The organism is Mesorhizobium sp. M4A.F.Ca.ET.050.02.1.1, assembly GCF_003997725.1.
Taxonomy (GTDB): domain Bacteria; phylum Pseudomonadota; class Alphaproteobacteria; order Rhizobiales; family Rhizobiaceae; genus Mesorhizobium.
Genome location: NZ_RZSG01000578.1, coordinates 1 through 3876 on the forward strand (window position 1 = coordinate 1; position 3876 = coordinate 3876).

General features: G+C 55.8%; 3 protein-coding genes. All 3 read left to right on the forward strand.

Annotated elements, in window-relative coordinates; all coding sequences use genetic code 11:
* Positions 1-206 precede the first annotated feature (206 nt).
* The gene (gene repA, locus EOA33_RS27205) at positions 207-1415 is read left to right on the forward strand and encodes a plasmid partitioning protein RepA (RefSeq protein ID WP_127407047.1); all 1209 of its coding nucleotides are present in this window, start codon (positions 207-209) and stop codon (positions 1413-1415) included.
* 71 nt (positions 1416-1486) lie between these two features.
* On the forward strand, positions 1487-2473 hold the full coding sequence (repB, locus tag EOA33_RS27210) for a plasmid partitioning protein RepB (protein ID WP_127407048.1): 987 nt from the start codon (positions 1487-1489) through the stop codon (positions 2471-2473).
* A gap of 151 nt (positions 2474-2624) precedes the next feature.
* On the forward strand, positions 2625-3830 hold the full coding sequence (gene repC / locus EOA33_RS27215) for a plasmid replication protein RepC (protein ID WP_127407049.1): 1206 nt from the start codon (positions 2625-2627) through the stop codon (positions 3828-3830).
* The last annotated feature ends 46 nt before the right edge of the window (positions 3831-3876 follow it).

The following is a 3876-nucleotide window of genomic DNA, read 5'->3' on the forward strand; positions in this document are numbered from 1 at the left end:
GTGCTTGGGATAGGCAGGATTGTCCGCAGACAAAATCGCCGAATTGTGTAGCATATTCAGTTGCATGAATCACAAGATGTGGTCCTATCCCGAGACCATTAAGCTTTTGTTAACTTTAAATTTCTTGCCCGGGCGAACGAATCGGACATAATGACGGTTGCTTGGCGCCTTTACGTCAAAAATCGTTTTTAGAGAGTCTCGATCGAATGAACGTGAGTTCGCCCGTTCCCACGAAAATCCCGGTGCTGTTCGAGAAAAGTATCCTCGATCAGGGTGACCAGATATCGAAGAAGTTGCACCTGCTTTCGATGCAGCGCTTCCCTCCCCACGCAAAGAAAAATCTTCGTTCGTTCTCGCTGGCGGAGGTTGCCACATATTTGGGGGTTTCCCAGAGCCACCTGAAGAAACTGCATCTGGAGGGAAAGGGGCCCGTGCCTGAAACCTCGACTTCGGGCAGACGCTCGTACACTGCTGAACAGATGCTTGAGCTGCGCCAGTACCTCGACCAGTACGGTCGATCTGACGCCCGCATGTATGTTCCCCATCGGCGGCCGAGCGAGAAGCTTCAGATTTTAGCTGTGGTTAATTTTAAGGGGGGCAGCGGGAAGACCACTACCGCTGCCCACCTCGCCCAATACCTTGCGCTTACCGGGCACCGTGTCCTAGCTGTCGATCTCGATCCGCAGGCGTCGCTTTCTTCGTTGCATGGGTTCCAACCTGAACTCGACCAGACGAAATCGCTTTACGACGCAATTCGTTATGACGAAGACAGGGTGCCTCTCTCGGAGATCATCAAGCCGACGAATTTCCCGGGCTTGGACATCGTCCCAGCGAACCTAGAGCTGCAGGAATTCGAATACGACACGCCTCTGGCAATGACAGATAAGTCGTCGAATGTGGGCAGGGCGTTTTTCACGCGCATCTCGAAGGCATTGATGGAGGTCGATGATCGCTACGATGTCATAGTTATCGATTGTCCGCCGCAGCTTGGCTACCTGACGATCACCGCGCTGACCGCTGCGACCTCAGTGTTGATCACGATCCATCCACAGATGCTCGATGTTATGAGCATGGGCCAGTTTCTGCTGATGCTCGGGAACATCTTGGAGCCGATCAGGGCGGCCGGTGCGGAGGTGAATCTGGAGTGGTATCGCTATCTTGTTACTCGATTCGAACCGATGGATCAGCCGCAAGCGCAGATGGTGGCGTTCCTGCATACGCTGTTCGGCGAATTCATTCTCAAGAACCAGATGCTGAAATCAACCGCGATTTCCGATGCGGGGATTACCAAGCAGTCCCTCTACGAAGTCGAAAAGAATGCGATGACCCGTTCCACATACGAGCGGGCAATGGAAGCCTTGGACATCGTAAACGGGGAAATCGTAGCTTTAATTCATGAAGCATGGGGGCGTTGACTTTGTCTGCTGACAAAAGTGGATATTTCCCAAATGTATTCAATGGACTACGCCCTATCTGGAGGTAAAATATGGCACGTAAGAATCTTCTTGCAGGCCTCGTAGAAGCGGAGGCCGATGACCGGGCGTCATCGGCCTCCGCTGCGGCATATCCGATCCGCGGCGCGTCAAAATCCATGATCCGCTCAGTCAACGAGTTGGCAAAACAAGCGGATGCGTATCTTGAGGGCGAGCATGTCGTCGAACTCGACCCAAACGCAGTCGACGGCTCGTTCGTTTCTGACCGCATGGGCGACGACGAGGAACAATATCAAGAGCTGCTGGAAGCGATTCGGGAGAGAGGGCAGGATTCTCCCATACTTGTCCGTCCGCATCCGAGCTCAGACGGCCGCTACATGATCGTCTTCGGCCATCGCAGGGTCCGAGTCGCCCGCGAATTGGGACTGAAGGTGAGGGCGGTCGTCAAGGAGATCGACGACAAAACCCATGTAATTGCCCAGGGACAGGAGAATTCCGCTCGGGCAAGTCTCAGTTTCATCGAAAAGGCGATGTTCGCAAAGCGTCTTGAAGATTTGGGGTACGACAGAGATGTGATCTCGTCAGCATTGGCCTCGAACGCCGCTGCGGTCTCGAAGATGGTCTCAGTTGTCACAAGAATTCCGACATCTGTGATCAGCAAGATTGGATCAGCTACGTCTGTAGGCCGCGAGCGGTGGGTTGAGCTTTCTCTGCTCGCCGGCAAGAAGTCTGAATTGATTAATGCAATCTTGTCCGAACCAGAATTCGGTGAGCTGGAGAGCAACAAACGCTTCGATAGGCTGCTAGTAGCCTTGAATGCGAAGGGGAAGCCGGTTCGCAAGGCAGCCATGAAGTCCCAGGCGCAGTCCTGGGTCCCCGAGGACAAAGCAGTTAGCGTCAGCGTCAAGAAGGCGGGCAAGGCCATCACGATCGCCGTGAAGGAGATCGACGGCAGCCGCTTTGGGACGTGGATTTCCGATAATCTGGGCAACCTTTATGAGGCGTTCAGAAAGTCGGAGAAGGCATCAACAGGAGACTGAACCGCAAAAGAAAAAGGCCCCGAACGTCACCGTCGCGGAAGCCCTTCTCGTCTGTCGCAAGTTGAGAATCGCATTTCCCCGAATCACTGTCAAGAGTCGCGGTGCCGTTTCGGCGAGCAGATTTCTTTTGCCTGATTGAAAGGTGAGGGAAATGGAGAGTGGGTATGCAACGACGCCCTTCGGGCGGCGGCCGATGACGCTTGCGCTGGTGCAAGCGAACGCGGCATCGCGTGAGATTCCTGATGGGGCTCTTGTCGAGAAGTGGCAGGTCTATCGTTGGTTGTGCGAAGGCAAGTCGCTCGTGGGTGTCGGAGATCGCGCTCTGGCCGTGCTGAGCGGGCTCTTGTCTTTCTACCCGGACGACCAGATCAGCGAAGAAAACGGCTTGATGGTCTTTCCCTCGAACTCGCAGCTGTCGTTGCGCACGCACGGCATGCCTGGTTCCACATTGCGGCGACACCTGGCCGAGCTGGTGACTTGCGGCGTGATCATCCGTCGCGACAGTCCAAACGGCAAAAGGTTCGCCCGCAAGGGAAAGGGCGGCGCCATCGAGGAAGCGTTCGGGTTTTCGCTGGCGCCTTTGCTGACACGCGCTGCGGAATTTCAGCGTGCGGCCGAACAGGTCCGCGCCGACAGCCAGGCGCTCAGGTTGATGAGGGAACGGATCACGCTCCATCGTCGCGACATACACAAACTCATCGAGGCTGCGATCGAGGAGGGCGCCCCTGGCGACTGGGGAGACGTCTGGAGACGGTTCAGGGCCGTCGTAGATGCAATCCCGCGGCGGGCAGGGCTGACCGAACTAGAGGCGGTCGTTGCCGATCTGACCGCACTTCATGACGAAGTGGATATGATGTTGGAAAACTTCATGAATGCCACAAATCCCAGCGCCAATGAGTCCCAAAATGAGCGGCAGCAATCAGATTCAAACACAGACTCCACTTTTGTATTTGAACCAGCTTTCGAAAAAAGCGGGGCGACGGTCGAGCCAAGGCCAGCAGTCGCCGAGACGCCGAGAAGTTATCCGATAGGACTTGTGCTGAAAGCCTGCCCCGAAATTGCCGACTATGCCGTGCACGGGATCGGAAACTGGCGCGATTTGATGATCACTGCCGCGCAGGTACGAGGCTTTCTGGGGGTTTCGCCCTCGGCGTACGAGGAGGCTTGCCATGTGATGGGCCAGGAAGTTGCCGCAATCGTGATTGCCTGCATCCTGCAGAAGGCACAGCACATCAACTCGGCCGGTGGTTATCTGCGCGTGCTCACCGAAAAAGCGAGGGCAGGTCAGTTTTCTGTTGGACCGATGCTTATGGCGGCACTCAAGGCCAACGGCAAGACAGCGAGGATGACGGGATGAGGGCGGGGTCGGTCTTACCGGCCAATCCGGGCGAAACGGGATGTCG

Bases quoted from the DNA above. Each gene is read 5' to 3' on its own strand.
- repA (WP_127407047.1), top strand. From the start codon at position 207: ATGAACGTGAGTTCGCCCGTTCCCACGAAAATCCCGGTGCTGTTCGAG.
- repC (WP_127407049.1), top strand. From the start codon at position 2,625: ATGGAGAGTGGGTATGCAACGACGCCCTTCGGGCGGCGGCCGATGACG.
- repB (WP_127407048.1), top strand. From the start codon at position 1,487: ATGGCACGTAAGAATCTTCTTGCAGGCCTCGTAGAAGCGGAGGCCGAT.